General features: G+C 59.1%; 16 protein-coding genes. 14 read left to right on the forward strand and 2 right to left on the reverse strand.

What is annotated here, in order from left to right; genetic code table 11:
- Window positions 1–10: 10 nt before the first annotated feature.
- Entirely contained in the window at window positions 11–1,870 is a 1,860-nt protein-coding gene (locus tag QPL96_RS13555; RefSeq protein ID WP_303287847.1) for a histidine kinase, read from the reverse strand.
- A gap of 181 nt (window positions 1,871–2,051) precedes the next feature.
- Between QPL96_RS13555 and QPL96_RS13560 the strand changes: the two genes are divergently transcribed.
- The 14 genes from QPL96_RS13560 (at window position 2,052) to QPL96_RS13625 (ending at window position 20,367) form a co-directional block, all read left to right on the forward strand.
- On the forward strand, window positions 2,052–3,320 hold the full coding sequence (locus tag QPL96_RS13560) for a nitrate/nitrite transporter (RefSeq protein ID WP_303287848.1): 1,269 nt from the start codon (window positions 2,052–2,054) through the stop codon (window positions 3,318–3,320).
- 139 nt (window positions 3,321–3,459) lie between these two features.
- Window positions 3,460–7,203 (forward strand): nitrate reductase subunit alpha, encoded by a 3,744-nt coding sequence (locus tag QPL96_RS13565; protein WP_303287849.1) that lies wholly within the window; start codon window positions 3,460–3,462, stop codon window positions 7,201–7,203.
- Window positions 7,200–8,774: a nitrate reductase subunit beta gene (narH, locus tag QPL96_RS13570; RefSeq protein ID WP_303287850.1), complete on the forward strand. Its 1,575-nt coding sequence runs from the start codon at window positions 7,200–7,202 to the stop codon at window positions 8,772–8,774. The genes QPL96_RS13565 and narH overlap by 4 nt, the downstream gene beginning before the upstream one ends.
- A gap of 10 nt (window positions 8,775–8,784) precedes the next feature.
- Window positions 8,785–9,525, forward strand: coding sequence for a nitrate reductase molybdenum cofactor assembly chaperone (gene narJ, locus QPL96_RS13575; RefSeq protein ID WP_303287851.1), 741 nt, complete (start codon window positions 8,785–8,787; stop codon window positions 9,523–9,525).
- A 23-nt stretch (window positions 9,526–9,548) separates the two neighbouring features.
- The gene (gene narI, locus QPL96_RS13580) at window positions 9,549–10,226 is read left to right on the forward strand and encodes a respiratory nitrate reductase subunit gamma (protein ID WP_303287911.1); all 678 of its coding nucleotides are present in this window, start codon (window positions 9,549–9,551) and stop codon (window positions 10,224–10,226) included.
- A gap of 78 nt (window positions 10,227–10,304) precedes the next feature.
- A complete protein-coding gene (locus QPL96_RS13585; RefSeq protein ID WP_368388918.1) occupies window positions 10,305–11,111 on the forward strand; it encodes a peptidylprolyl isomerase in 807 nt (268 codons plus the stop codon).
- Between the two features lie 170 nt (window positions 11,112–11,281).
- Window positions 11,282–12,031 (forward strand): Crp/Fnr family transcriptional regulator, encoded by a 750-nt coding sequence (locus tag QPL96_RS13590; RefSeq protein ID WP_303287853.1) that lies wholly within the window; start codon window positions 11,282–11,284, stop codon window positions 12,029–12,031.
- 43 nt (window positions 12,032–12,074) lie between these two features.
- Entirely contained in the window at window positions 12,075–12,461 is a 387-nt protein-coding gene (locus QPL96_RS13595) for a putative zinc-binding protein (RefSeq protein WP_303287854.1), read from the forward strand.
- A 34-nt stretch (window positions 12,462–12,495) separates the two neighbouring features.
- Window positions 12,496–12,897, forward strand: a complete 402-nt coding sequence (locus QPL96_RS13600; RefSeq protein ID WP_303287855.1) for a ribonucleotide reductase subunit alpha — start codon at window positions 12,496–12,498, stop codon at window positions 12,895–12,897.
- A 161-nt stretch (window positions 12,898–13,058) separates the two neighbouring features.
- Window positions 13,059–15,152, forward strand: coding sequence for a transcriptional regulator NosR (gene nosR / locus QPL96_RS13605; protein ID WP_303287856.1), 2,094 nt, complete (start codon window positions 13,059–13,061; stop codon window positions 15,150–15,152).
- A 97-nt stretch (window positions 15,153–15,249) separates the two neighbouring features.
- Window positions 15,250–17,118, forward strand: a complete 1,869-nt coding sequence (nosZ, locus tag QPL96_RS13610) for a TAT-dependent nitrous-oxide reductase (RefSeq protein ID WP_303287912.1) — start codon at window positions 15,250–15,252, stop codon at window positions 17,116–17,118.
- Window positions 17,119–17,342: 224 nt separating this feature from the next.
- Window positions 17,343–18,611: a nitrous oxide reductase family maturation protein NosD gene (locus tag QPL96_RS13615; RefSeq protein ID WP_303287857.1), complete on the forward strand. Its 1,269-nt coding sequence runs from the start codon at window positions 17,343–17,345 to the stop codon at window positions 18,609–18,611.
- Window positions 18,608–19,537 carry an ABC transporter ATP-binding protein gene (locus tag QPL96_RS13620; RefSeq protein WP_303287858.1) on the forward strand — a complete coding sequence of 310 codons (930 nt, stop codon included), beginning with the start codon at window positions 18,608–18,610 and terminating at the stop codon, window positions 19,535–19,537. Before QPL96_RS13615 ends, QPL96_RS13620 begins: the two co-directional genes overlap by 4 nt.
- Window positions 19,537–20,367 (forward strand): ABC transporter permease, encoded by an 831-nt coding sequence (locus QPL96_RS13625; protein ID WP_303287859.1) that lies wholly within the window; start codon window positions 19,537–19,539, stop codon window positions 20,365–20,367. Before QPL96_RS13620 ends, QPL96_RS13625 begins: the two co-directional genes overlap by 1 nt.
- 114 nt (window positions 20,368–20,481) lie before the next feature.
- On the opposite strand, the gene moaA is transcribed toward QPL96_RS13625, so the two are convergent.
- The gene (gene moaA, locus QPL96_RS13630) at window positions 20,482–21,474 is read right to left on the reverse strand and encodes a GTP 3',8-cyclase MoaA (RefSeq protein ID WP_303287860.1); all 993 of its coding nucleotides are present in this window, start codon (window positions 21,472–21,474) and stop codon (window positions 20,482–20,484) included.
- Between the last annotated feature and the right edge of the window lie 96 nt (window positions 21,475–21,570).

The following is a 21,570-nucleotide window of genomic DNA, read 5'->3' on the forward strand; positions in this document are numbered from 1 at the left end:
TCTCTTGTGATCAGGCGTTTGAAGCTTCTGTGGGAATCAGGTTCCGGCTTTTGGGCACAAATAATAGCGTGACTTCCACGCCGCCTTCATCCCGGTTTTGTACCTTGACCTGGCCCCCCAGGGTTCTGGCGCGGTCCTGCATGATGATCAGCCCATAGTGATTGACCGGCTGGTCGCCGCCGGGCAAGCCCTTGCCGTTGTCCCGGATTCTTACCCGCACCTGGGGGGATTCGAACAGCACATCGACGCTGATGTCGGTGGCATCTGCGTGTTTGACCGCATTGGCAAGGCCTTCCCGGACAATCTGCAGGGTATGAATCTCTTCATTGGGCGACAGCGTCTGGGGCGGAAGATTGTATTGCAGTTGTACCTGTTTCCCCAAGCGCTCGGAAAACTCTTCAATGGTCTTGCGCAGTGCCGTGGCCAGGTCCGGCGTGTCCAGCTTCAGCCGGAAGGTGGCCAGCAATTCCCGCAGTTGGCGGTAGGCGCTGTTCAGGCCGGTGCTGAGTTCATCCAGAATGGCTTCGTGAGCCGGGTGCTGCTCGCCGTCGATGCTGAGGCGCCTCAGCCGGGCAACCTGCATTTTCAGGTATGAGAGTGACTGGGCCAGGGAATCGTGCAGTTCCCGGGCGATCACGGTGCGCTCCTCAGCCAGGGTTTGCTGCTGTTCCTCGGTGATCTGCCGCTCCAGGAAAATGGCGGTGGCCAGCTGGTCGCTGAGGGTTTCCAGTAACCGGCGGGAGGTTTTCGAGAGGCCTTCATCGGCCGGGTACCAGACTTCCAGGGTGCCAAGCAACTGGCCGGGGGTGCGTATCGGCAGCAGCAACCGGCGCCCGTCGTTGTTTTCCAGGGGAAGTTCGTCATACACCTCAGGCGTGACCAGGCAGGCGTTGCAATGGTGGTCGTTGCAATAGAAGGGCCGTTCCCGGCTGGCCGTGGTGACGGCCTCCACCGGCTCCGAGGATTCCCTGTCATGGAGGTACAGGCGGATGGGCCCGATGCCGAGAAGCTGTTCCAGCTCCTGTAGCATGGGGATGGCGCCATGGCATAAATCGTGGTTGGCAAACAGACCCCGGCTTGCTGAGTGGAGCAACTGCAGTGCCGCGTGGCTTTTTTCCAGTTCGTCGGTTTTCAGGCGGGCTCTTTCTTCCAGCTCGTAGTAGGTCAGCGCCAGCTCGCTGGTCATCTGGTCAAAGGCCTGCCCGAGCCGGGCGAGCTCATCGGAGCCCCTCATATTGGTCTTCCTGGAGAAATCCTGATCGCCCACGGCGATGGCTACACTGACCAGTTTGCGAAGTGGCCGGAGAATGCGGTTTTTGAGATCGATAAACAGCGCGACAATAATCAGGATGGAAAAGGCCAGGCTGATGAGCTGGATCAGGTGCAACAGATCGATCCGGGCTTCGGTGCGCTGTTCCAGCATGGTCACCAGCCGATCTACGCCGTCAACGTATTTCTCGGCTGCAGTCAGCATGAGACCCGTTACAGGGGTGCCCTGGGGGTGATCGCTCAGCGCGGGCCGCAGCACCTCTTCCCACGAATCCAGGATAGCCTGGTACTGTCTGGCCAGCGGGTGATCCCGGGCCCCCGGAATGGTCCTGGTGATGCCTGTGTCGGCCAGTTTTGCCCGGTAACGGTCAAGCATCTGGCCCATTGAGCCCGGTCCGGATTCCGCCGTTACCGGGCCGGCGCTGCGGGCGAGCAACTGGAAAGCCCCCATGCGAAGGGCGCCGGCCAGGTTAATGGCAGTGGCATTGCCCTCAATGCTCTTGGACACGGCAAGTGTGGTGGCCATGCTCACCAGCGCGGTCAGCACCACGGCGCCGACGACAAGGGCGATTCGGTTAACAAGCGGGCTTCTGGATTTCATGAGATCTCGCGCATCGGTGCGTCTGGCAGGCCAGGGCGGATTATGCCCGGGCTTTGTGGTCCCTCATACCTCCTTGAGGATAGTCAATTACCCCAATGGTTGGTAACCCATCATAGTCTTTGACCCTCCAGGGATCAAAGGATGAAACTGAAAGTAAGGTTTGTTTCACAGAGTGATATGAATGGAGTCAGAGGCGGATCGAGCAGATGACCGGCTGGCGTCACTGGCCGTCGTGCTGCCCTTGGTGGTGGCAGGCTTTGTCATTGCTGCCGGAAGCTGGACCCTGTTTGCGGTCGCTGGCGTACACCTGCGCTCAGAGCTGAACCTCGGCAGTCTCCAGTTCGGTCTCTTGCTGGCAATGCCTATGGCGGTCAGTGCCGCGCTGGCCATTCCTGCCGGGCTGGCAGCGCAGAAATTCGGCGCCCGCCGGATCATGTTGATCTGCCTGTCCGGGCTGGCCGTCTGTATGGCGTTACTCCTGGCCACCGATACCTTCCCGGGTTACCTCATCGCCGCTGGCGGGCTTGGGCTGGCCGGGGGCTATTACAGTGCCGGGTTGCAGTTCGTGACGCGCCATTGCGAGTCCTCGCGCCTGGGCCTGGTGCTGGGTGTGTTCGGCGCGGGCGTTATCGGTGCCGGCTTCAACTACTATCTGGTGCCGCTGGTTCATGAGGCTTTTACCTGGCATGCGGTTCCACTGGCTTATCTTGTCGTGCTTGCACTGGTTCTTGCGCTGCTGATCATGCTGACCGACCCGGAAGATGCGGCGGCGGACTCAGCCGCTGAAACGTCCGTCAGGGTATTGTTGCGAAGAATGAAGCGAGAGCGGGCCGGGCAACTGTGTGGCTACTTTGGCATTGTGGCTGGCAGCTTCTTTGCGCTGGCTCTCTGGTTGCCGGACTACCTGTCTGCCCAGTTTGAGCTGCCGGTGGACTCCGGCGCACGGCTGGCACAGTGGTTCGTTATTCCGGGTGCCCTGGCCCAGATTGCCGGGGGCGGGTTATCGGACCGGTTCGGCAGTGCCAGGGTTGTCAGCCGTGCGCTGGTGGTCTGTCTCATCGCATTGTTTGTGCTGTCGTACCCACCCATGACGCTGTTTATCCAGGGCGTCGACGCCACAATCCTCGTGAAATTCGCTCTGCCCATGCGGGTCGAGGGGGTGTTTGTAGTAACCCTGGGTCTGGCCATGGGCTGCACCATGGGCAGCCTGCAGAGGCTGGTTATTGTTGAAAATCGCACGGTGGCGGCATTTGTTGCCGGTTTGTTGCTGGTGAGCGCCTACTCCGTGGCCTTTGTCCTGCTGGTGATATTCAGTGGCGTTAACCACTGGCTGGGCATTCGCAGCGCTGTTTTCATGATTCTCTTCCTTCTGCTTGCCGGCTGCCTGTTCCTGTTTGCCCGTGAGAGCCGCCGGCATGAGCGTGAGAGCTTTCTCCACCGGGGGATATAAACCACCTACCACCGGGGTGGTAGAGGCGGGTTATGTGGTAGTAACCACGCAGATTTTGCGGTTTTTCTCACACACAATGGTCTCAAATCGGAGCTGAATCAGAACAGCGATCCGGCAGACGGGCAGATGGAGAGAGACCATGAGTCATTTGATCGACAAACTGAACTACTTCAGGAAGAGGCGCGAGCCGTTCGCCAACGGCCACGGCGAAACCCACGACGTCAGCCGCGAGTGGGAAGACAGCTACCGCCAGCGCTGGCAGCATGACAAGATCGTGCGTTCCACCCACGGCGTCAACTGCACCGGCTCCTGCAGCTGGAAGATCTACGTCAAGAATGGTCTGGTCACCTGGGAAACCCAGCAGACTGACTACCCCCGTACCCGCCCGGACCTGCCCAACCACGAACCTCGTGGCTGCCCTCGCGGTGCCAGTTACTCCTGGTACATGTACAGCGCCAACCGCCTGAAGTACCCGCTGATGCGCAAGCACCTGATGAAGCTGTGGCGGGCGGCGAAGGCGCAATACAGCGATCCGGTGGAGGCCTGGGCTTCCATCGTGGAAGATCCCAAGAAAACCGTTGAGTACAAGCCCCGCCGCGGCATGGGCGGGTTCGTGCGTTCCAGCTGGGACGAAGTCAACGAGCTGATTGGCGCCTCCAATGTCTACACCGCCAAAAAGCATGGCCCGGATCGCATTATCGGCTTCTCGCCGATTCCCGCCATGTCCATGGTCTCCTACGCCGCCGGCAGTCGTTACCTGTCCATGATCGGTGGCGTGTGCATGAGCTTCTACGACTGGTACTGCGACCTGCCGCCGGCCTCGCCGCAAACCTGGGGTGAGCAGACCGACGTGCCGGAATCGGCGGACTGGTACAACTCCGGCTACATCATCGCCTGGGGCTCCAACGTTCCCCAGACCCGGACGCCGGATGCCCACTTCTTTACCGAGGTGCGCTACAAGGGCACCAAGACCGTGGCCATCACCCCGGACTACGCCGAAGTCTCCAAGCTGTCCGACGAGTGGATGAACCCGAAGCAGGGCACCGATGCCGCCCTGGGTATGGCCATGGGCCACGTGATCCTGAAAGAGTTCCACGTCGACAAGCCCAGTGAATACTTCACCGATTACGTACGCCGCTACACCGACATGCCGTATCTGGTCATGCTGGAGCGGAAGGATGACGGCAGTTATGCGCCGGGCCGGTTCCTCCGCGCCAGCGATCTGGTGGACGGCCTGGGTGAAGAAAACAACCCCGAGTGGAAAACCATCGCCATTGATGAAGCCTCTGGTGAGCTGACCGCGCCGAATGGCTCCATCGGCTACCGTTGGGGTGAAAAAGGCAGGTGGAACCTGAAGCAGACCGCCAAAGGCTCCGACGTAAACCTTCAGCTCTCCATGGTCGAGAAGCACGACGACATCGTCGATGTTGCCTTCCCATACTTCGGAGGCATCGAGCACGACCATTTTCAGCACGTGGAAATCAAGGACATCCTCAAGCACAAGCTCGGCACCCGCAAAGTGAAACTGGCGGATGGTACCGAAGGCCGTGTGGTCACCGTCTATGACCTGATGGTCGCCAACTACGGCATCAGCCGTGGCCTGGGCGAGGACGATGGCGCGACTTCCTACGACGAAGTAAAGCCCTACACTCCGGCCTGGCAGGAAAAGATCACCGGCGTACCCGCCGACAAGGTGATCCGCATTGCCCGTGAGTTTGCCGACAACGCCGACAAGACCAAGGGCCGTTCCATGGTCATCGTCGGTGCCGGTATGAACCACTGGTACCACATGGACATGAACTACCGTGGCCTGATCAACATGCTGATCCTGTGTGGCTGTATCGGCCAGAGTGGTGGTGGCTGGGCGCATTATGTCGGCCAGGAAAAACTGCGTCCGCAGACCGGCTGGCAGCCCCTGGCCTTTGGTCTGGACTGGCAGCGCCCGCCCCGGCACATGAACTCCACCTCCTTCTTCTACGCCCATTCCGGCCAGTGGCGTTACGAGAAGCTGGGTGTTGACGAGATCCTGTCACCGCTGGCGGACAAATCCAGATTCGGTGGCAGCCTGATTGATTACAACGTGCGTGCCGAGCGCATGGGCTGGTTGCCCTCCGCGCCGCAGCTCAACCGTAACCCACTGGGTATTGCCGCAGAAGCTGAAAAAGCCGGCATGGAAGTGGCCGACTACGTGGCCCAGTCTATGAAAGACGGCTCCCTGGCCTTTGCCAGTGAAGATCCGGAAGCGCCCCAGAACCACCCACGCAACATGTTCATCTGGCGCTCAAACCTGCTGGGTTCATCCGGCAAGGGCCACGAGTACATGCTGAAATACCTGCTGGGCACCAAGAGCGGTCTGCAGGGCAAGGATCTGGGCCACGAAGGTGGCGCCAAGCCGAAAGAGGTCAAATGGCATGACGAGGCGCCGGAAGGCAAGCTCGACCTGCTGGTGACCCTGGACTTCCGCATGTCCACCACCTGTCTGTATTCCGACATCGTTCTGCCCACGGCCACCTGGTACGAGAAGAACGACTTGAACACCTCAGACATGCACCCGTTCATCCACCCGCTGACCGCAGCCACCGATCCGGCCTGGGATGCGCGCAGTGACTGGGAGATTTACAAAGGCATCGCCAAGGCGTTCTCAAAGGCCACCGAAGGCCACCTGGGCGTCGAGAAAGACGTGGTCACCCTGCCGCTGTTGCACGACGCGCCGGCCGAGCTGGGCCAGCCGTTCGATGTGAAGGACTGGAAGCGGGGCGAGTGCGACCTGATCCCGGGCAAGACTGCACCCAACTTCATTGCCGTTGAGCGGGATTACCCGAACACCTACGCCCGCTTCACCTCTCTTGGCCCGCTGATGGACAAGCTGGGTAACGGTGGCAAGGGCATCAACTGGAACACTGAGAAGGAAGTGACCTTCCTGGGTGATCTGAACTACAAGCACATCGACGGAGCTAACGCCGGCCGTCCGAAGATTGAGAGTGCTATAGATGCCGCGGAAGTGATCCTGACCCTGGCGCCGGAAACCAATGGCCAGGTCGCGGTAAAAGCCTGGGCGGCGCTGTCTGAGATGACCGGCCTGGACCACACCCATCTGGCGAAGAACAAGGAAGAGGAGAAAATCCGCTTCCGGGATGTGGTGGCGCAGCCGCGCAAGATTATCTCCAGCCCCACCTGGTCCGGCCTGGAAGATGAGCATGTATCCTACAACGCCGGCTACACCAACGTGCATGAACTGATCCCCTGGCGCACCCTCACCGGTCGTCAGCAGTTCTACCAGGATCATGAGTGGATGCGCGCCTTCGGTGAGAGCCTGCTGGTGTACCGTCCCCCCATCAATACCAAGACGGTCAGCAGCATGCTGAACCAGCGTAGCAACGGCAATGCCGAGAAAGCGCTGAACTGGATCACGCCGCACCAGAAGTGGGGCATCCACAGCACCTACAGCGACAACCTGCTGATGCTGACCCTGTCCCGCGGTGGCCCCATCGTCTGGCTGAGCGAGGACGATGCGAAAGAACTGAACATCGAAGATAACGACTGGATCGAGCTGTTCAATGCCAACGGCGCCATCGCGGCCCGGGCGGTGGTCAGCCAGCGGGTGATGCCCGGCATGGTGATGATGTATCACGCCCAGGAACGGATCGTGAACATTCCGGGCTCCGAGATCACCGGTACCCGGGGTGGTATCCACAACTCGGTTACCCGGGTGTGTCCGAAACCCACTCACATGATTGGCGGCTACGCCCAGTATTCCTACGGCTTCAACTACTACGGCACCGTGGGCTCCAACCGCGACGAGTTCGTGGTGGTGCGCAAGATGCACAATGTCGACTGGCTCGACGGCGAAGGCAATGACACTGTTCAGGAGGCTGTAAAATGAAAATCCGTTCCCAAGTCGGCATGGTGCTGAACCTGGACAAGTGCATTGGTTGCCACACCTGTTCAATTACCTGCAAAAACGTATGGACCAGCCGGGAAGGCATGGAATACGCCTGGTTCAACAATGTCGAAACCAAGCCTGGTATCGGCTATCCGAAAGAGTGGGAGAACCAGGACAAGTGGAAGGGCGGCTGGATGCGCGACAGTTCCGGCAAGATCCGCCCGAAAATCGGGGGTCGTTTCCGGGTACTGGCGAATATTTTCGCCAACCCGGACCTGCCGGAAATCGACGACTACTATGAGCCATTCGATTTCGATTACCAGCATTTGCACACCGCGGGCGACAGCAGACACCAGCCGGTAGCCCGGCCCCGCTCGCTGATCTCCGGCCAGCGGATGCAGAAGATCGAATGGGGCCCGAACTGGGAAGAAATCCTCGGCACCGAGTTCGCCAAGCGCCGCAAGGACAAGAACTTTGACCAGGTCCAGGCGGACATCTACGGCCAGTTCGAGAACACCTTCATGATGTACCTGCCGCGCCTGTGCGAGCACTGCCTGAACCCGGCGTGTGTGGCCAGTTGCCCGAGCGGTGCCATCTACAAGCGTGAAGAGGACGGCATCGTCCTGATCGACCAGGACAAATGCCGTGGCTGGCGGATGTGTGTCTCCGGCTGCCCGTACAAGAAGATCTACTTCAACTGGAAAACCGGCAAATCCGAGAAGTGCATCTTCTGCTACCCGCGGATCGAAGCCGGTCTGCCGACTGTGTGCTCCGAGACCTGCGTCGGCCGTATCCGCTACCTGGGCGTGCTGCTGTACGACGCAGACCGCATCGAGGAAGTGGCCAGCGCCCCGGGCGAGCACGAGCTGTATGAAAAGCAGTTGGACATCTTTCTGGACCCGTTCGATCCGACAGTGATCGGGCAGGCGCAGAAAGACGGCATTCCGATGAACGTGATCGAAGCTGCCCAGCAGAGCCCGGTCTACAAGATGGCGGTGGACTGGAAGCTGGCCCTGCCACTGCACCCGGAGTACCGCACTCTGCCTATGGTCTGGTATGTGCCGCCCCTGAGCCCGATCCAGTCCGCCGCCGAGGCCGGCAAGGTCGAGTTCGACGGCGTGCTGCCGAAGATCGAAAGCCTGCGCATTCCGGTGAAATACCTGGCCAACCTGCTTACCGCTGGTGACGAGAAGCCCATTGTTCGTGCGCTCAAGCGGATTATGGCCATGCGCCTGTACAAGCGGGCCGAGACCGTGGAAGGCAGGGAAGACCTGCGTGCCCTGGAAGAAGCCGGTCTGACCAAAGCCCAGGCGGACGAAATGTACCGCTATCTGGCCATCGCCAACTACGAGGACCGCTTCGTGATCCCGACCGGCCACCGCGAGCTGGCCAAGGAAGCCTTCCCTGACGCTACCGCCCACGCTGAGCGCAATGGCTGCGGCTTCAGCTTCGGCGACGGCTGCAACGGTGACAGCGAGTTCAACATGTTCGGTGGCCGCAAGCAGACCACCAGCATGGTGCAGAAGCTGGCAACCGTGAAGCAGGTTGATCCGAAGCAGCTGCAGGAATAAGGAGGCCGAGATGCAACTTTTAAAAGTACTGGCACGGGTTCTGGAATACCCCACTGAAGAACTCCAGGCCTCCCGAGATGTCCTGGTAGCCGCTGTCCTTGAGGACAGCCGGCTGCCCCGGCAGAACAAGGAGCAACTGCTTCGTTGTGTGGAAATGCTGTGCGATGGCGACCTGCTGGATATGCAGGAAGCCTACGTGGGTACCTTCGACAAAGGCCGGGCAACGTCCCTGCTTTTGTTCGAACACGTGCACGGGGAGTCCCGCGACCGTGGCCAGGCCATGGTGGACCTGATGGAGCAATACCGCGCCAATGGTCTGGAGATCGACGCCAGGGAACTGCCGGACTACCTGCCGTTGTTCCTGGAATACCTCTCCACCCGCCCCTGGGTTGAAATCCGCAACTGGCTGGAGGACATCCACCACATCCTGGGCTTGCTGGGTGAGCGCCTGTATCAGCGGGATAGCTTCTATCACGTGGTGATGGATTCCCTGCTGATGCTGTCTGGCCGCAAGGCCAACCGCCAGGAGCTGGCCCGGATCGTGGCCTCGGAAGAGCGCGACGATACCCCGGATGCGCTGGATAAGGTCTGGGAAGAGGAAATGGTGAAATTTGTCGATGACCAGGGCAGTTCCTGCAGTACCGGCGGCGTTGTAGGACAGCGCCGCCGCGAACTGGAACAGACCCAGACCATTCACCTGAGTGATCAGCTGATGACGGATGCCACACTCCGTCAGGCAGGGCGCGCCTGAGGGCGCAGGAGGAAACGGAAATGATGTCCTATCTGAATACACTGATTTTCGGAATTTACCCGTACATCGCCCTGACTGTGCTTGTTATCGGTACCTGGGCGCGTTATGACCAGGGCCAGTTTACCTGGAGAGCCCAGTCCAGCCAGATGCTGCGCAAGAAAAATATGGTAATTGCCAGCGTGCTGTTCCATGTTGGCGTACTGGTGATCTTCTTCGGCCACCTTGTGGGCCTGCTCACCCCGCACTGGGCCTACGAGTGGATTATCACTCCGGGCCAGAAGCAGGTCATGGCCATTGTGGTCGGCGGCATCGCTGGCGTCATGGCCATCATCGGTGGTGGCATGCTGGCCTGGCGCCGGCTGACCGACCCCCGCGTGAAGGCCAGCAGCTCATTCGCTGACAACATGATCATCGTGATCCTGGTGATCCAGTTGGCGCTCGGCCTGCTCACCATCCTGCCCACCTTGGGCCACCTGGATGGCAGCACCATGCTCAAGTTCTCCGCCTGGGCCCAGGGCATCTTTACCCTGCAGGGCGGCGTAGCGGGCTACATTGCCGACGTGCACTGGATCTACAAGACCCACATCTTCCTGGGCCTGACCATCTTCGTGCTGTTCCCGTTCACCCGCCTGGTGCACATGCTCAGCGTGCCGGTGGAGTATTTCGGACGCAAGTACCAGGTGGTGCGCAAGCGCGCTTGAAGAAACTGAAAGCGGGGTCAGATGAAAAGTTCATCTGACCCCAACTTCACTACCGCTATGTTCACTGAGGTTAACGCCATGCAACTGATCCCTACCGGCGACGCCGAAAAACCCAGAAATCAGTTCCCGCCGGTGACCGTGGGTGAAACCCTGATCGGCGAAGACGACATTGCCCGGGAAATGCAGCACCATCCGGCCGAAGAAGTTGCCGAAGCCTGGCATGAAGCCGCCAAAAGCCTCGTCATCCGCGAACTCCTGCTGCAACAGGCCAGCCGCCTCAAGCTCGACGACATCGCCGATGAAGAAGACCGCATCGCCCGCGTGCTGGAGCTGGAACTCAACGTTCCGGACCCGACTGAACAGGACTGCGAACGCTTCTACGCCGCCAACCCGGCCCGCTTCCGCAGCCCGACCCTGATGGCCGTCAGTCACATCCTCCTCGCTGCCGCTCCGGACGACGTCCAGGAACGCATCCGCCAGCAGGAAGCCGGCCACCAGTTGCTGTCATCGCTGCTCGACGGCCGCGCCCGCTTCGCCGACCTGGCCAAACAATACTCCGCCTGCGAATCCCGCCACCAGGGCGGCAGCCTCGGCCAGATCAGCAAAGGCCAGACGGTGGAAGAATTCGAACGCCCCGTCCTGTCCCTCCAGGAAGGCCTCAACCCCGAACTGATCGAAACCCGCTACGGCTGGCACATCGTCCGCGTCGACCAACGCATCGACGGCGAGCAACTGCCCTATGAGCACGTGAAGCCCCAGATCCGGCAGTACCTCAGCGAAAGCGTAACCCGAAGAGCGTTCCGTCAGTACTTGCAGGTTCTGGCTGCTGAAACGGGTGTGGAAGGTGTCGATCTCGAACTTCCAGACTCTCCCCTGATGCAGTAAAGGGCGCGCGCCCAAACGCCAGGCTGGCTAGAAAGGGAAATCTTTGAGTTAGATCAATTACTCCCGAATAACTTCCCGATTACCCCCATGGGGGGAGCGATTTTTAACCAGTATCCCTCTACTATTAAAACATGATTTTGGATGCATAAATATGCAGAGGGGATACACCAATGGCACTCACACAAACAGCCGAAACCCGCTACACCAAACCCGTTCTCGTTGCTGTGAACAAACCCTTTGACGACGAAGGTGGCCTGAAGGCCCTGCGCAGTCATCCAATGTTTTCGGAGCTCAGTGGCAAGGATCTGCAGCACCTGATCCAGCAGTCCCGCAGACTGCGCCTGGGGCATCATCAGTTACTGTATCGCCAGGACATGCCGGCCCACCACTTTTTCTTTGTCATCTCCGGCCGCCTGCGCCTGTACCGCCTGGACTCCTCGGGAGTCGACCGTACCCTCGACAGCATCGCCCCCGGCGACAGCATCGCCGAAGTCATGATCTACGCCGACCCGCCCCGGTACGCCTGTTACGCCGAAGCCCTTAAATCCAGCGAAGTGCTGATGATTCCCATACATGCCTACCAGGACCTGCTTGAGAGCAACCTTCAATATGCCCGGGCAGCCCTTCGTCATTATGCCAAACGGGCTGTCTCCCGGTTCCACGACCTGGAAATCATGACTGTCCAGAGTGCCCGTGACCGGCTGATCCGTTACCTGATTGATCTGTTGCCAAACGGCCCGGAAGAGGGCGGTGAGGTAGAGTTGCCATTGCCTAAGTGTCTGGTTGCTTCCAGGCTGGCCATGCAGCCGGAGACCTTCTCCCGGATTCTGGCCGATCTGAAATCCAACGGGCTGGTGCGGGTTAACCGCAGCCGGCTGTTCATTTCAGACCCCCGACGACTGATCGAGATCAGCCAGTAAACGACTTCATTCAAGCCTCCGGGCGCTTGGGAAAGGAGGGCAGGTGACAGCGAGAAAGCAACGCCCACTGGTCTATTCATGTTCCGGTTGCTCCGATGTGGCACAGTTGGCCAACAATGTGGCGGTGCGGCTCGACCACGCCGGTGAATTTGAAATGTCCTGTATTTCCGGGGTGGGTGGCAAGGTGCCGTCACTGGTGAAAACCGCCCGCTCCGGTCGCCCGATTACGGTGATTGATGGCTGCCCGCTGCATTGTGCCCGGGCCTGTCTTGAAAACATCGGTGTTGAACCTGATGAGCACGTGAGGCTCTACGAGTTCGGATTCAAAAAACACTACGGCCAGAGTTACGGCGCTGACGCCGTGGAAGAGGTGTGTGAGGAAGTTCGCAGGCGCACGCCGTCCGGCCAGCTCATTGCCCGCCAGACGTAAATCGCCGCGGCCAGATACCAGCAGGATTTTCCAAATGATCAGCAGTTACAGTGACCTGATTCAGGCTTCCCGCAACCAGCAAGAAGCCCAGCGCCTGTTATTCGTATTTTGCCGGGCCGAACTGCCCGACGACGCCTCCGCTGAACAAAAGGCCGCGTTTGAACGCGGTGAGGGCGGTGCCCTGACACCGGTCATCTGTGTGGACAAGGCGCCGGACAAGGCGCCCGATTTCGGGGCCCTTGCCGAAGAGTCCCGCGCCACCGGCCAGGCCTGGGATCTGGTGTTTGTCGCTGCCATGTCCGGCCGCGGCGGCATGGCGCCGTCTACCGACGAAGCGCAGCAGCCGTTGACCATGATGGTGGAATCCATCCGCCTTGGCCAGGTTAGTCATTACCTCCCCCTCGATCCGCAGGGAAACGCTGTCAGCCTGGGCTGACGGCGCTTAACCCGGGACTCCGCAGTAAGCATATCCAATAAGAGGTATGTGATTTTCCTCAAATTTGCCTAGGCTTAAGCAGTACGACGTTTTTTGTCTTGGAGCCTTTAGTGACCGCCTTGTTCCGTTTTGTTTTCCCCATGTGCATCTGGATCATGGCTATGCCCTTGAATGCGGCGCCTGTGAATGAGTATGACCCTGTAGCTGCCCGACAGGTCATCCGGAAGGCGTTTCCTTCGGTCACTACCCTGGTCCCTCGGGAAGGCAACCGAGCCATCCAGGAACTCTATGCCGGAGACGAGCTGAAAGGCTACGCCTATCAGAGTCTCGATTTCATCCAGACCCCGGCCTATTCCGGCAAGCCGCTGAATATTGTGGTGGTCCTGGATACGGACGGAAACATCGTGAGCTCACGCGTTATCGAGCATCACGAACCGATACTCCTTGTCGGTATCCCCGAACGAAAGCTCCACGAATTCACTGACCAGTACGTTGGACTCAAGGCAGACCAGCGGGTGACGGTAGGCGGTACATCGTCGGAGCACAAGGTTGCCGTGGACGGTTTGTCCGGCGCTACGGTAACCGTGATGGTGGTGAACGAGGTCATCATGAAATCGGCCCACCGTGTTGCCGCCGAGCTGGGGCTTGTTCAGAGCCAGAAAAATGCCCGCCCACCGCTTGCGAACATTCAGACCGATAACTTCCAGGACAAAAGCTGGCAGACACTCACCGGAGAAGGTTCCGTTCGCAGGCTGAAGCTGACCCGTGGCCAGGCGGATGACGCCTTCAAGGGCACGCCCGCGGAAGGGATCGACACAACACCGCGGAAACAGCGCGGCGAGCCCCTGATTGATCTGTACACCGCCTATCTGAATGTGCCGGCCATTGGCCGCAATTTGCTGGGTGAACGCCAGTTCCAGTGGCTGACCTCCGAGCTCAGGGAGGGCGAACACGCCATCGCCGTAATGGCCAATGGTGACTACTCGTTCAAGGGTTCCGGTTACGTCCGTGGCGGCATCTTTGACCGCATCCAGATCCGCCAGTTTGGTGACACCTTCAACTTCCGTGATCTGGATTTCTACCGGTTGAGCGATGTTTATGCCGAGGACATGCCCGAGTTTTCTGAAATGGCGATTTTCATCATTCGCCAGCAGTACAACTTTGATCCCGGCACGGAATGGACCCTTGAGCTTACGGTCAAGCGCCAGACCGGCCCACTGGACAGCGAGTTCCAGGTATTTCCACTCACTTACCAGTTGCCGGATCAGTACTACACCCGCCCCGAGCCGGTAATGACAGAGGAGGACATGCTGGCGGATCAGCCCATGTGGGTGCAGATGTGGTATCAGCGGGAGTTCCAGATTGTGGTGCTCGGTATTGGCATCGGTGTGCTGCTGTTCATTCTGTTTTTCCAGGACTGGCTGGTGCAGAAGCCGAAGATGCTGCGCTGGATACGCCACGCGTTTCTCACCTACACCCTTTTCTTCATCGGCTGGTACGCCCTGGGCCAGCTCTCCATCGTGAATGTGCTGACCTTTGTCAACAGCCTGGTCAGCGGTTTCAGTTGGGAGACCTTTCTGATCGACCCGGTGCTGTTTGTACTCTGGGCGGTGGTGGCTGGCATCATTCTGCTGTGGGGGCGGGCGGTTTACTGTGGCTGGCTGTGTCCGTTCGGGGCCCTGCAGGAATTGCTGAACGAGATTGCCCGCAAGCTCAGGGTACCCCAGTACACCGTGCCCTTTGCCTGGCATGAACGGCTCTGGGCGATCAAATACATCATTCTGCTGGTGCTGTTCGGGGTGTCGCTGGACTCCATGGCGACCGCCGAGCGCCTGGCCGAGGTGGAACCCTTCAAAACGGCGATCACCCTCAGGTTTGACCGCAGTTGGCCCTTTGTCATCTACGCTGTCCTGTTGCTGGTGGTCAACCTGTTCACCCGCAAGGCCTTCTGCCGGTATTTGTGCCCCCTGGGCGCGGCGCTGGCATTACCAAGCAAGTTACGGGTATTCGACTGGCTCAAACGGCGTAGGGAGTGTGGAAACCCCTGCCGGCTGTGTGATCACGAATGTGAAGTTCAGGCCATCCATCCGGATGGGCACATCAACTATATGGAATGCCATTACTGCCTGGATTGCCAGATGACCTATTTCGATGACCACAAGTGCCCGCCGCTGATCGTCAAGCGTCGCGGCAAGCGCCGTGGCCATAACGCTCCTGGCCACCCGGAGGAAATTCCAGTGGTGCAGGTGACCTGAGTAGTCCCAGCAAAAAAGAAAGCATGAGAAGCAAAAACCGCCACTACCAATAACGGAGTTGGATATTATGAAAAAGAAAGATGATCTGTCCAAGGATATGCAGGAGCTTCCGGAAAACGGCCAGAGCCGCCGCCGGTTTATGGGCGCAGCGGCACTGGCCGGTGTTGCCGGGGCAACCGGTCTTGGTACCGCAGTGATGTCCCGGGAATCGTTCGCGGCTGCCGCTGGCGATGCCAGGCAAAAGTACATGGTTGAGCCAGGTGAGCTTGATGAATACTATGGCTTTTGGAGTGGTGGCCACTCCGGCGAGGTGCGCGTTCTGGGAGTGCCCTCGATGCGTGAGCTCATGCGCATCCCGGTCTTTAACGTGGACTCCGCCTCGGGCTGGGGTATAACCAACGAAAGTAAAGACGTCCTCGGCCATGATAATACCTACCTGAATGGTGATGCCCACCACCCGCATGTTTCCATGACCGATGGCCGGTACGATGGCAAGTATCTGTTCATCAATGATAAGGCCAATTCCCGGGTTGCGCGTATCCGCCTGGATATCATGAAGTGTGACAGGATCACCACGGTTCCCAATGTCCAGGCCATCCACGGCTTGCGGCTGCAGAAGGTGCCGAAAACCAACTATGTGTTCTGTAACGCCGAGTTTGTGGTTCCCCATCCCAACGATGGCAGTGAGTTCAGCATGGAGAAGAGCTTTACCATGTTTAACGCCATTGATGCGGAAACCATGGAGGTGGCCTTCCAGGTCATCGTGGATGGTAACCTCGACAACACCGATGCCGATTACACCGGTAAATATGTGGTGTCCACCTGTTACAATTCCGAGAAGGCCCTGGATCTGGCCGGCACCATGCGTAATGATCGCGACTGGGCGGTGGTGTTCAACATTGAGCGCATTGAGCAGGCTGTCAAGAACGGCAACTTTAAGACTCTGGGAGACTCCAAGGTGCCTGTGGTTGACGGACGTCACGGCTCCGAACTGACCCGTTATATCCCGGTGCCGAAAAACCCGCACGGCCTGAATACGTCTCCCGATGGCAAGTACTTCATTGCCGCCGGCAAGCTGTCTCCAACCTGTACGGTGATTGCTATCGACAGGCTGGATGATTTGTTTGACGGCAAACTGAAGGACGAGCGAGATGTGGTTATTGCCGAGCCAGAGCTGGGTCTCGGGCCCCTGCACACCACCTACGATGGGCGTGGTAATGCCTACACTACACTGTTTATCGACAGCCAGGTGTGTAAATGGAATATTGCGGATGCCATCAGGCACTACAATGGTGAGGATGTAAACTACATCCGCCAGAAGCTGGATGTGCACTATCAGCCGGGCCACAACCACGCTTCGCTGACCGAGTCCCGGGACGCGGATGGCAAGTGGCTGGTGGTGCTGTCGAAGTTCTCCAAGGACCGCTTCCTGCCGGTTGGCCCGCTGCACCCGGAGAACGACCAGCTGATTGATATCTCCGGTGAGGAGATGAAGCTGGTGCACGATGGCCCCACCTATGCTGAGCCCCATGACTGCATCCTGGTGCGCCGTGACCAGATCAAGACCAGGAAGATCTATGAGCGCGACGATCCCATTTTTGCCAGTGCCCGTGAGCAGGCCAAAAAAGACGGCATCACCCTGGAGGCGGACAATAAGGTCATCCGTGACGGCAAGAAAGTGCGTGTTTACATGACCTCCATTGCGCCCCAGTACGGGCTGATGGAGTTCAAGGTGAAGCAGGGCGATGAGGTGACGGTGTACGTGACCAATCTGGACACCATTGAGGATGTAACGCACGGCTTCTGTATGGTGAACCATGGTGTGAGCATGGAAATCAGCCCAATGCAGACAGCTTCAGTAACCTTTGTGGCGGACAAGCCCGGGGTTCAGTGGTATTACTGCAACTGGTTCTGTCATGCGCTGCATATGGAGATGCGGGGTCGCATGCTTGTTGAGAAGGCCTGATCTTCTCTCCGCCGGGACTCCTTTATGGGGTTCCGGCTTTCCCTTCCACTTGGGAGAAACAATCCAAGAGGAGGCTGCTTTCCAAAACACGCTCCTTCGGCACGTCCCTGTGACGCTTGGGCTCCGCCATCCATGGCTCCGCACAGTTTTGGAAAGCAGCCTCCTCTCGGATTGCCAGAGTTCTGGCAAGGCCCAAAGAAATTTCATCTCTCAGAGAGACATTGATGTACCAAATTTTGCGTTATGGAGTGGCCCTGACAGTCGCTCTTTTATCGCTGACCGCGAGCGCGGGCCTGCAAGAACAGCTTGATGCCCTGGAACCGGGCGCAACCTTTGAGCTTCCTCCTGAGCATGTTTCCTCTCTGGCTATTCGGGTGCCCGGGGTGACGGTGTCTTGCCATTCCGACACGGTGATTGACGGGGGCGGGCAGGGCAATGCTGTGGATATTGTCGCCGGGGAGGTGACGTTGTCCGGTTGTTCGGTGCGCAACTGGGGCCGGGATCTGAACGAGCTGGATGCGGGGATTTTTGTGGCTCGGGAGGCCCGGGGGGCGGTGGTTGAGAATAACCGTCTGCAGGGGCCGGCGTTTGGGGTGTGGCTGGATGCCACGCCGGATGTGACGGTTCGCAACAATACAATTCGTGGCGATGCCAGCATGCGTCCGAATGACCGGGGCAACGGGGTTCACTTGTTCAATACCACCGGGGCGCTGATTGAGGGGAACGACATCCGTCAGACCCGGGATGCGATCTATATTGAGACGGCGAATAACAATACGATCCGGGGTAATGAGATGTCGGATCTGCGTTATGGCATCCACTATATGTATTCGATGAATAACCTGCTGGAGAACAATGTCACCCGGGGCACGCGGACGGGTTATGCTCTGATGCAGAGCAAGCGACTGAGGGTGATCAACAACCGGTCGGTGAATGATGAGAATTACGGAATTCTGATGAATTTCATCACCCAGTCGGAGTTTCGGGGCAATATGGTGACCGGGGTTTCCGAGGGCCGGACCGGTGGTGTGGTGATTGATGGCGCCGAGGGCAAGGCGGTGTTTATCTATAACTCCTTGTACAACACCTTTGCGGGCAATCTGTTTGCGGACAGCAACATCGGGATTCATCTGACCGCCGGTTCCGAGGATAACGAGGTGTTCGGGAATGGGTTTGTGAATAACCAGCGGCAGGTGAAGTATGTGGCCACTCGCACTCAGGAGTGGTCGAGGGACGGCAGGGGCAATTACTGGAGTGACTACCTGGGCTGGGATCGCAACCAGGATGGGATCGGGGATGTGGCCTATGAGCCCAATGACAATGTCGACCGGCTGCTGTGGAAGTATCCGGAGGCAAAGATCCTGATGTTCAGCCCGGCGGTGGATACCCTGCGCTGGGTGCAGGATGCCTTCCCGGTGGTGAAAGATGCCGGGGTTGCCGACTCTTTTCCGCTGATGCGACCTCCTGCCGATCTGAAACCGGAGATCCGATGAGCTGTTTTCGTCTTGAGAATGTGAGTTACCGGTACGACAAAAGCCCGGTACTGAAGGGCATAGACCTGACGCTGGAGCCGGGTGAAATCCTGGGGCTGTTTGGCCATAACGGAGCCGGCAAGACTACGTCCATCAAGCTGATTCTTGGGCTTATGCAGCCAACGCAGGGCAGGTTGTCGGTGCTCGGCGGCCCCGCCGGTGATCCTCGGGTCACCCAGCACATCGGTTACCTGCCGGAGAATGTGATGTTCTACCCGCAGTTGACCGGCCGGGAGATTCTGAGCCATTTCGCGCGTCTGAAGGGAGCCTCACTGCGGCAGGTGCCGGAGCGGCTCGAACAGGTGGGTCTCGGCGATGCCATGGATGCCCGCACCAAGACTTACTCAAAGGGTATGCGCCAGCGTTTAGGGTTGGCCCAGGCGCTGCTGGGCAAGCCGAAGCTGCTGATGCTGGACGAGCCTACCGTGGGTCTGGATCCGGTGGCCACAGCAGATCTGTACCGGCTGCTCCGGGGGCTGCGGGATGAGGGTGCGGGTATTGTGCTGTGTTCCCATGTTCTGCCCGGGGTCGAGCCTTACATCGACCGCGCTGCCATTCTCACGGAAGGTTCCTTGCAAGCGGCCGGAGATCTGGCGGCGCTGAGGCGGCAGGCAAATATGCCTGTGACCCTGTCGCTGGATCCCGCCAACAGTATTTCTGCGCTGGAGCAGGTCATTGACAGTGCTTCCAGCAACAGTGGCCTGATGATCAAGACCGATAACGGACGCCTGCGGGTGGATGTTCAACCGAGGGAGAAGATGGCCTTACTGAGAGCGGTCATGGCCTCGGGCGAGGTGGCGGATATCAGCATCCATCAACCCAGCCTGGAAGATATTTACGTGCATTTCATCGGCTCTGGTGGCCTGGCCCATCGTGGAGGCAACTAATGAACAGCATTTGGACCATTGCCCGTAAGGAACTCAGCGACAGCCTGCGAAACCGCTGGCTGATGGCTATTTCCCTGGTTTTCGCCACCCTGGCTTTGGGCATCGCCTGGTTCGGCGCCGCCGCCTCCGGGCAGGTGGGGTATGCCTCCACGCCGGCCACTATTGCCAGCCTTGCCAGCCTTGGGATCTTCCTGATTCCCCTGATCGCGCTGCTACTGGCCTACGACGCCATCGTTGGGGAAGAAGAGGGCGGCACCCTGCTGTTACTGATGACCTATCCGCTCAGCCGCAGCCAGCTGTTGCTCGGTAAGTTCCTGGGCCATGGCCTGACCCTGGCCCTGGCCACCCTGATCGGCTTTGGCGTTGCCGGTATGGCTATCGCCTTGCTGGTGGAGGACGTGGCCATTGCCAGTCTGGCTGTCGCCATGGCCCGTTTTATTGCCTCCACCGTCCTGTTGGGTTGGGGCTTCATTGCACTTGCCTACGTGATCAGCGTCCGGGTCAGTGAAAAGCCCATCGCCGCCGGCCTGGCCCTGGCCATCTGGTTCTTCTTCGTGCTGATTTTCGACCTGATGTTGCTCGGCACTCTGGTGGCAAGCAAGGGCAAGTTCAGCGCCGAGCTGCTACCCTGGCTGTTGATGCTTAACCCCACGGACATCTACCGTCTTCTCAACATTGTGGCCTTCGATGGCGCAGCACAGCTCAGTGGTGTCCTCAGCCTCGGCGCCGACCTGCCCATCGGTGCTTTCGGCCTCTGGGTCGGCCTGGTGCTCTGGTTTACTATCCCGTTGGCGGGCGCCCTGTTGCTGTTCCGGAATCGTCGTATCTGAACGGAGGTGTCCCTGATGAACCGAATCAAACTGAACTGGCTCCTTGCGCCCTGGCCGTCTTTGAATTTGGGGTCAGATGAAATTTTCATCTGACCCCCTCTTTCTGCTGGCTGCTTAACCGCCGGTCATATTCATGAACCGAAGAATCTGAACATCCCCATTGGTGGAGAAGTGATGCCGCTCCGGCTTCAGATCCATGGCGTTAATAATGGTCTGGCGGAGCTTGTCGTCGGTCACCGGGTTGCCACGCAGAACGCGGCGAAGGTCCACGGAGTGTTCATTGCCGAGGCAGAGCAGGAGCCGGCCCTCGACGGTGACCCGTACCCGGTTGCAGGTTGAGCAGAAATTATGAGAGTGAGGCGAGATAAAGCCCACCCTCGTGGGGCTGTCCGGCATTCGATAGTAACGGGCGGGGCCGCCGGAATCCCCGGTGGCGGGCACCAGTTCGTGGTGCTGGCGGATGATGTCCCGCACTTCCTTGCTGGTACACAGGGCCAGGCCCCGGTCGTGCTCGGAAATCTCTCCCAGGGGCATTTCCTCAATGAAGCTGATATCCACCTGCTTTTTTCGGGCGAATTCAACCAGCTCCGGGACTTCCTCATCATTGCGCCCCTTCATGACCACGGTATTGAGTTTGATGCCCCGGAAGCCGGCCTCGCGGGCGGCATCGATGCCGTCCAGCACCTGGCCGAGATTGCCGGTGCGGGTGATGTTGCGGAATTTTTCGGCGTCCAGGGAATCGAGGCTGATGTTCAGCCGGTGCATTCCGGCCTTACGCAGGGGCTCGGCCATGGCGGTCAGCTGGCTGCCGTTGGTGGTCATGGCAAAGTCACGCAGCCCATAGGTGCCGATTTCCCTGACCAGTTCCAGGATGTCCTTGCGCACCAGGGGCTCACCGCCGGTCAGGCGGATTTTCTCGGTACCCAGATCGACGAAATTGCGGGCAACCCGGGCAATCTCTTCCAGAGTCAGGACCTGCTGGCGGGGCAGGAAAGTCATATCCTCGGCCATGCAGTATACGCAGCGGAAGTCACAGCGATCAGTAACAGACAGCCGCACATAGTCGACAGTGCGGCCGAAACGGTCTGTGAGCTTGCTCTGGGGCATCGGGTTGATCCTGTTACCGCCTGTTTTTCGATCTGATTATAGACCAAGTATTGCAGATTGGATCAACGAATCCGATACCCCACGGGAGGTAATTGA

The organism is Marinobacter sp. SS8-8, assembly GCF_030540945.1.
GTDB lineage: Bacteria > Pseudomonadota > Gammaproteobacteria > Pseudomonadales > Oleiphilaceae > Marinobacter.

What these genes read in the sequence shown, in the direction of transcription:
- QPL96_RS13555 (WP_303287847.1), bottom strand. Translation starts at nt 1,870, where the DNA reads ATGAAATCCAGAAGCCCGCTTGTTAACCGAATCGCCCTTGTCGTCGGC.
- QPL96_RS13560 (WP_303287848.1), top strand. Translation starts at nt 2,052, where the DNA reads ATGGAGTCAGAGGCGGATCGAGCAGATGACCGGCTGGCGTCACTGGCC.
- QPL96_RS13565 (WP_303287849.1), top strand. Translation starts at nt 3,460, where the DNA reads ATGAGTCATTTGATCGACAAACTGAACTACTTCAGGAAGAGGCGCGAG.
- narH (WP_303287850.1), top strand. Translation starts at nt 7,200, where the DNA reads ATGAAAATCCGTTCCCAAGTCGGCATGGTGCTGAACCTGGACAAGTGC.
- narJ (WP_303287851.1), top strand. Translation starts at nt 8,785, where the DNA reads ATGCAACTTTTAAAAGTACTGGCACGGGTTCTGGAATACCCCACTGAA.
- narI (WP_303287911.1), top strand. Translation starts at nt 9,549, where the DNA reads ATGTCCTATCTGAATACACTGATTTTCGGAATTTACCCGTACATCGCC.
- QPL96_RS13585 (WP_368388918.1), top strand. Translation starts at nt 10,305, where the DNA reads ATGCAACTGATCCCTACCGGCGACGCCGAAAAACCCAGAAATCAGTTC.
- QPL96_RS13590 (WP_303287853.1), top strand. Translation starts at nt 11,282, where the DNA reads ATGGCACTCACACAAACAGCCGAAACCCGCTACACCAAACCCGTTCTC.
- QPL96_RS13600 (WP_303287855.1), top strand. Translation starts at nt 12,496, where the DNA reads ATGATCAGCAGTTACAGTGACCTGATTCAGGCTTCCCGCAACCAGCAA.
- nosR (WP_303287856.1), top strand. Translation starts at nt 13,059, where the DNA reads ATGCCCTTGAATGCGGCGCCTGTGAATGAGTATGACCCTGTAGCTGCC.
- nosZ (WP_303287912.1), top strand. Translation starts at nt 15,250, where the DNA reads ATGCAGGAGCTTCCGGAAAACGGCCAGAGCCGCCGCCGGTTTATGGGC.
- QPL96_RS13615 (WP_303287857.1), top strand. Translation starts at nt 17,343, where the DNA reads ATGTACCAAATTTTGCGTTATGGAGTGGCCCTGACAGTCGCTCTTTTA.
- QPL96_RS13620 (WP_303287858.1), top strand. Translation starts at nt 18,608, where the DNA reads ATGAGCTGTTTTCGTCTTGAGAATGTGAGTTACCGGTACGACAAAAGC.
- QPL96_RS13625 (WP_303287859.1), top strand. Translation starts at nt 19,537, where the DNA reads ATGAACAGCATTTGGACCATTGCCCGTAAGGAACTCAGCGACAGCCTG.
- moaA (WP_303287860.1), bottom strand. Translation starts at nt 21,474, where the DNA reads ATGCCCCAGAGCAAGCTCACAGACCGTTTCGGCCGCACTGTCGACTAT.